Origin of the sequence: Anaerolentibacter hominis, assembly GCF_032380675.1 — a bacterium.
Classification (GTDB): Bacteria; Bacillota; Clostridia; order Lachnospirales; family Lachnospiraceae; genus Anaerolentibacter; species Anaerolentibacter hominis.
Genome location: NZ_JAWDIX010000003.1, coordinates 215,546 through 221,579 on the forward strand (window position 1 = coordinate 215,546; position 6,034 = coordinate 221,579).

The window sequence follows — 6,034 nt, forward strand, 5'->3', positions numbered from 1 at the left end:
CGCCGATGAGAACAATTCACACAGATGAAATCATACGCAATATTAAAGAAATGTGTATTGAGGCGAATTATATCCTTTCAGAGGACATGGAAACTGTAATTTTACAGTCTGCCGGGAGCGAAACAGCAGCTCTCGGCAGACAAATCCTGGGACAGCTTACTGAGAATATCCGGATTGCAAGAGAAGAACAGATACCGATCTGTCAGGATACGGGTATGGCTGTTGTATTTCTGGAAATTGGTCAGGATGTCCATATAGAAGGTGATAATCTGGAAGATGCGGTCAACGAAGGAATCCGGCAGGGCTATCAGGAGGGTTATCTGAGAAAATCCGTAGTAGCAGATCCTCTTCTAAGGGAGAATACCAGGGATAACACACCGGGCATTATTCACTACTCTATTGTTCCGGGTGAAAATGTCAATATTACAGTCGCACCCAAGGGTTTTGGAAGTGAAAATATGAGCCGGATCTATATGCTCAAGCCTGCAGACGGTGAAGAAGGGGTAAAGGAAGCCGTATTGGAGACGGTGAAATTAGCCGGTCCTAATGCCTGTCCGCCCATTGTAGTGGGAGTCGGAATCGGAGGCAGTTTTGAAAAGTGCGCCTGGCTGGCCAAGAAAGCGCTGACCAGAGATCTGAAGGAACGCTCGCCTCTGCCCCATATACGTAAGATGGAGGAAGAACTTCTCGTACGCATAAATGAACTTGGCATCGGTCCTGCTGGACTGGGCGGAAAGACCACTGCGCTGGGCGTGAATATTGAAACCTATCCTACTCATATTGCAGGACTTCCAATGGCAGTCAATATTTGCTGCCATGTAAATCGGCATGTAAAGAGATGTCTATAATGTTTATAACTGAAAATACAAGTGTGCGGCATTGTGGATGAATTTATTTTGAAGTAGGACAATAAGTCTGCTAAGCCGCCAAATAGAAGGAAAGTTTCCAGATAATTGTTGTGGATAAAAATGTGCATAACTTTGAGGATAAAGGGGATGTATTGTGGAAAAGTATATTACTACACCTGTAGATGAATTGACAGCCAGTCAGTTGCATGCCGGTGATTTTGTCTACATAACCGGTGTAATTTATACGGCCAGGGATGCCGCGCACAAAAAGCTGTATGAAGCAATTCAGGAGGAAGGAGAGATTCCTTTTGATCTGAAAGGCAGCTTTCTATATTATCTGGGACCGACTCCCGCCAGAGAGGGAAGGGTAATTGGTTCTGCCGGCCCTACAACCAGCAGCCGAATGGATAAATATACGCCGGCGCTTTTAGACAGGGGTCTTGCCGGTATGATAGGTAAAGGAAAGAGAAGCTCTGAAGTCATAGATGCCATGATCCGGAATAAAGCAGTATATTTTGCGGCGATCGGCGGGGCAGGAGCGCTGCTTTCCAAATGTATCACCGGAGCAGAGGTGATTGCCTATGACGAGCTGGGCACAGAAGCGGTACGCCGGCTCGAGGTAGAGAATTTCCCGGTGATTGTAGTCATTGACAGTCAAGGAAATAATTTATATGAGACAGCTGTGGCGGATTATTTAAATGGACAGCATAAGAATAAGGTTTGATATGTAATAAATTTCTGCAATAAGGATATACTAGCGAGTGGAAGATTTTAGTTGACAAATAATCTTTCCTTTGCTAATATATTATATGCGCTTGACACAACAAAAGCAGGCGCAGAACTGAATAGCAGTTACAGATTCAGATGAGGAGAAATACTCAAGAGGCTGAAGAGGCGCCCCTGCTAAGGGTGTAGGTCGTTTACGCGGCGCGAGGGTTCAAATCCCTCTTTCTCCGTCCAAAAAAAGAAGAAAAACCATTCGGTTTTTCTTCTTTTTTTGTTATTTTGCAATGTATGCGATACCCACAGCTCCGGGACCGGCATGCGTGCCAACTATGACCCCGATATCATTGGATTTAACATTTTTGCTGTCTACATGGGGAGTGATAAATTCGATACAGTCAGAAAGCACCTCCGGCGCATTGGTATGTCCGAAGAAGAAGGAATAATCAAAATCAGGTGCGTCTTCCTTCATCTTTTCAAGCAGCCAGCGAAAAGCTGCTTTTCTTCCCCGTACTTTGCCGACCGATTCCACCTTGCCATGCTCGATGGAAACAATTGGATTGATACCCAGTACGCTTCCGATAATAGCGGTTGAAGAAGAGATCCGGCCGCCCATTTTTAAATATTTTAAGGTATCTACGGCTGCATAGAGGCGGACACGGCTTTTGAGTTCTTCGATTTTTCCGGCAATTTCTTCTGCGGTCTTCCCCTGGTCCCGCATAATCACAGCCTCTTCAATCAAAAGTGCAAGCCCGAAGGTTACATTTTTAGAATCAATCAGGAAAATATGATCGCTGTCCAGAGAATTTTTAGCGATGACTGCCGACTGATATGTACCGCTTAATTCAGATGAAATGAAGATGCCAATTACATCATCACCCTTGCTGATATATTTTTTAAACACGGCTTCCAGGTCAAAGGGATTTAACTGGGAAGTAGTCGGCAATGTATCTGCCTCCTGAAGCTTCTTATAAAATTCTTCATTGGAAATATCAATTCCATCCCGATAAGCTTCCTCACCAAAATGGACAAGCAGCGGGATAATATCGATGCCCATATCTGCCCCCTTCTGCTGGGAAATATCACTGGTACTGTCGGTAATAATCCGTATCATAAAACCTCCTCGGAATGATTCATTCCTTTTTTATATTTTTTGCGAAAAAAAGAACTGATCCCACCAAGAGCGCGGATAAATACCTCTGTTTCTTCCCCGGTCAGATTTTCCAAAATATCGTCAACCATCTCTTTGTGAAAACGGGCCAGATAACCTTTTCGCTCCAAAATAGAAACAGTGGTGGTCAGGGTACCTGCCGTAATATTTAAGGCAGCCGCAATTTTCGTGGCCCGATTGTCACTGTTTTTCTCTTCCGCTATACAGACAGCCTCAATGACATGGAGTTCCCGGATGGAAAGATCCTTATAGCCATAATTGGAAATGCAGAGCTCTTCGGTCTTTAGTATCTCATTAAAAACATCTACGAGAAAATGATTCAGAGCCGATTCATCATGCTTCATATCCTGCGCCTTTCTGAGAAATTATTTCGATTGTCAAAACAATTGCATTATAGCCTGTGACCGTTGGAATGTCAATAGTGCTTTGAGGTTCAAACATTCTGTTTTATTGGAAAAAACCGGCTCCCATGTTATAATGAAAATAACCGAGCAAAGCAAGGTTATTTTCAACTTCTCAACGTTTTGATCAAAACGGGAAAGGAATGGTATAAAGATGTTTCAAAAGATGGTTGTGATAGGCCCTACAAAATTAACAGATGACTCAAAAGTAAAGCTGAAAGAATACGCTTCGGAGGTTATATATAATGAGCGGATTCTGGAGGAGGAAGATGACCTGGCCCGTGTGATTGGGGACGCAGACGGTGTGCTGGTCACCCTGGAAATTAAGGTAACCAGAAAGGTTATTGAGCAGTGTCCGAATATCCGTTATATCGGTATGTGCTGCAGTCTGTATTCTCCGGAGAGTGCAAACGTTGATATTATAGCTGCAAATGAAAGAGGTATTGTTGTAACCGGAATCAGGGATTACGGGGATGAAGGCGTAGTTGAATATGTTATCAGTGAACTAGTTCAGCTGCTTCATGGGTTTGGTAAGAATATGTGGAAACAGGAGCCTTATGAGCTGACCGGACAGAAGATAGGCGTACTGGGGATGGGAACTCTGGGAACACTGATCAGCCGGGCTCTGAAATTCTTCGGCGCAGATGTTTCTTATTACAGCCGGACAAGAAAGCCGGAGAGAGAAGCCGAAGGTATCCGATACAGAGAACTGGATGATCTGATGCAAAACGTAGATATCTGTATAGGCTGTCTGAACAAGAATGCGATTATAGTCCATCAGGAACAGCTCGATTTATTTGGAAACGGCAAGATCCTGATGAATGTATCGATTGGACCGTTTACAGATGATAATGCGCTGAGGAACTGGCTCAAGGATTCTTCCAATTACTTTATGTGTGATAAGGCATGGTGTCTAGGAGACGAAAGCCTGGAGATCCTGCCAAACGTTTTGTGCCTGAATAAAGGGGCAGGAAGTTCCTATCAATTAATCGGCCGTTATAATAAGAAGGTACTCGGTAATATCGAGGCTTTTTTAGAAGCAGAAAATAAATAATTCATATAGCGCAACCTTTTTCTCCTCTTTCCGGTATTTATTGTAGAAGGGTAACAGAAATAACAAAACGGAATGCCGTACAGGCATAGAAATGGAAAGGGGAGAAGTGAAATGAAGAAGAAAATATGGTACGTAATACTGGCATTGATATTGACAGCCGGGCTTCTGGCCGGCTGTTCGAAAAGCGTGTATGAGACCATGCCTCAGAGTACGGATAATACCGCCTCTTCTGATTCAAAACATGACGCGGGGATGGATACAGAAAAAGGCGAGGTCATGGATGAGATGGAAACCAGCGCTCCGGAGGAAGCAGGCGGAGGAAAAGCGATAGTATCCAATCAGAAAATCATATACAGATCCAGCCTCAGAGTAGAGACAAAAGAATTTGACAAGCTGCTGGACTTTGTAAAAGACACGGTAAGCCAGGCCGGCGGTTACATGGAATCTTCAGAGGTATACGGCAACAGCTACTATAGTTCCCAGAGCTACCGGTCAGCAAATCTGGTAATCAGGATTCCGGCGGATAAACGAATCTCAATAATAGACAGTATCTCCGGACAGTCTAATGTACTCAGCCACAGTGATTACGCGGAGAATGTTACGCTGGAATATGTGGACACAGAAAGCAGGCTGGAGGCCCTTAGAACAGAGCAGGAAAGACTGCTTGATTTTCTGAAAAAAGCTGAAAAAATGGAAGACGTCATTGCCCTTGAGGAGCGGTTTTCCCAAATACGGTATGAGATTCAGGATTATGAGTCGAGAAAAAAGGTTCTGGATAATCAGATTGAGTACAGCACCATCTCCCTGGACATTCAGGAGGTTGCCAGAGAAACCAGTATTCAGAATGAAACATTGGGGGACAGAATACAGAATGGATTCAGCGACACACTCTACCAGATGCGTTTGTCAGCAGAAGACTTCCTGGTATGGTTTCTCTCCAATATCATAATCATATTGATCTGGGTGGCTATACTGGTAATTGCAGTCCTTATACTTATCAAAATGATCAGAAAAAGAAGCAGGAAGAAAATAAAGAAAATGAATACGGAGCAGACGGATAAGGAAGGTAAGGACGAAAAGAAAGAATTGAAAGAATAGTATAGAATGAATGTGGTTTACAGATTTTGGAAAAGAAGATTAGTTGTTTCTTATTATATAGGTTGTTCAGGTGTGGAGATGAAGCAATTCATCCCCACCTCAGTCTTTTGTCTTTTGGCCTTAATGAAATAAGAAATAAACCCTATTTATAAGAATATCTTCTTAATATATGAGAAACAAGGGTTACTTATAAATTGTGTTAATAATATGTGCAGATCAGAAAATATAGGCCCATTTTTAGATTGTCGTGTCAAAATGCAACGATGGTATTCTACTCTGTTCTATATATAGGTTTGTAAATCTAATCACACACCTATATATAGTATGTTCCAGCGTGAAGCACTGTTTTGATACCCTAATTAGAGAAAAATTGACAATTAACTGTTGACATTTGGGACATACCATTATATAATAAATCTCACCGACGAAGAAAACAATTTAGAACTGCTTAAATGTAGAAAAAAAGTTGTTGACAAAGACGGTGATACATGTTAGACTATAGAAGTTGCTGACAAAACAGTAACAAGCGAACCTTGATAACAGAACAGTAAAACAACCTTGAAAATTCCAGGAAAGAGAAGAGATTCTCGATCCAAAGATTTCAGAAAAAAGAACGCGTAAACTTCGAGAGAAGATTACAACCTAGAAGCAGTAAAAGAAGCCAGATAACTGGCAAGGAAAGAACTTTAAGATGAGAGTTTGATCCTGGCTCAGGATGAACGCTGGCGGCGTGCCTAAC

The 6,034-nt window shown here is 42.6% G+C and carries 6 protein-coding genes and 1 tRNA gene; 5 read left to right on the plus strand and 2 right to left on the minus strand.

The features are described 5' to 3' along the window. The first annotated feature begins 5 nt into the window (after nucleotides 1–5). The 3 genes from ABCW47_RS12350 (at nucleotide 6) to ABCW47_RS12360 (ending at nucleotide 1,804) form a co-directional block, all read left to right on the plus strand. On the plus strand, nucleotides 6–848 hold the full coding sequence (locus ABCW47_RS12350; protein WP_343210237.1) for a fumarate hydratase: 843 nt from the start codon (nucleotides 6–8) through the stop codon (nucleotides 846–848). A gap of 154 nt (nucleotides 849–1,002) precedes the next feature. After that, nucleotides 1,003–1,572, plus strand: a complete 570-nt coding sequence (locus tag ABCW47_RS12355; RefSeq protein ID WP_343210238.1) for a Fe-S-containing hydro-lyase — start codon at nucleotides 1,003–1,005, stop codon at nucleotides 1,570–1,572. Nucleotides 1,573–1,716: 144 nt separating this feature from the next. Next, a tRNA-Ser gene (locus ABCW47_RS12360) sits at nucleotides 1,717–1,804 on the plus strand. Between the two features lie 44 nt (nucleotides 1,805–1,848). Here the strand turns inward: ABCW47_RS12360 and ABCW47_RS12365 are convergent. Then, complete coding sequence (locus ABCW47_RS12365) at nucleotides 1,849–2,685, minus strand: DegV family protein (protein WP_343210239.1); 837 nt, start codon at nucleotides 2,683–2,685, stop codon at nucleotides 1,849–1,851. Further along, nucleotides 2,682–3,086, minus strand: a complete 405-nt coding sequence (locus tag ABCW47_RS12370) for a MarR family transcriptional regulator (protein ID WP_343210240.1) — start codon at nucleotides 3,084–3,086, stop codon at nucleotides 2,682–2,684. Before ABCW47_RS12370 ends, ABCW47_RS12365 begins: the two co-directional genes overlap by 4 nt. A gap of 211 nt (nucleotides 3,087–3,297) precedes the next feature. On the opposite strand from ABCW47_RS12370, the gene ABCW47_RS12375 reads away from it, so the two are divergent. Together ABCW47_RS12375 and ABCW47_RS12380 are read left to right on the plus strand one after the other, a co-directional pair. Beyond that, on the plus strand, nucleotides 3,298–4,197 hold the full coding sequence (locus ABCW47_RS12375) for an NAD(P)-dependent oxidoreductase (protein ID WP_343210241.1): 900 nt from the start codon (nucleotides 3,298–3,300) through the stop codon (nucleotides 4,195–4,197). Nucleotides 4,198–4,308: 111 nt separating this feature from the next. Next, nucleotides 4,309–5,295: a DUF4349 domain-containing protein gene (locus ABCW47_RS12380; protein ID WP_343210242.1), complete on the plus strand. Its 987-nt coding sequence runs from the start codon at nucleotides 4,309–4,311 to the stop codon at nucleotides 5,293–5,295. Nucleotides 5,296–6,034: the final 739 nt, after the last annotated feature.

What these genes read in the sequence shown, in the direction of transcription:
- ABCW47_RS12350 (WP_343210237.1), top strand. Translation starts at nt 6, where the DNA reads ATGAGAACAATTCACACAGATGAAATCATACGCAATATTAAAGAAATG.
- ABCW47_RS12365 (WP_343210239.1), bottom strand. Translation starts at nt 2,685, where the DNA reads ATGATACGGATTATTACCGACAGTACCAGTGATATTTCCCAGCAGAAG.
- ABCW47_RS12370 (WP_343210240.1), bottom strand. Translation starts at nt 3,086, where the DNA reads ATGAAGCATGATGAATCGGCTCTGAATCATTTTCTCGTAGATGTTTTT.
- ABCW47_RS12375 (WP_343210241.1), top strand. Translation starts at nt 3,298, where the DNA reads ATGTTTCAAAAGATGGTTGTGATAGGCCCTACAAAATTAACAGATGAC.
- ABCW47_RS12380 (WP_343210242.1), top strand. Translation starts at nt 4,309, where the DNA reads ATGAAGAAGAAAATATGGTACGTAATACTGGCATTGATATTGACAGCC.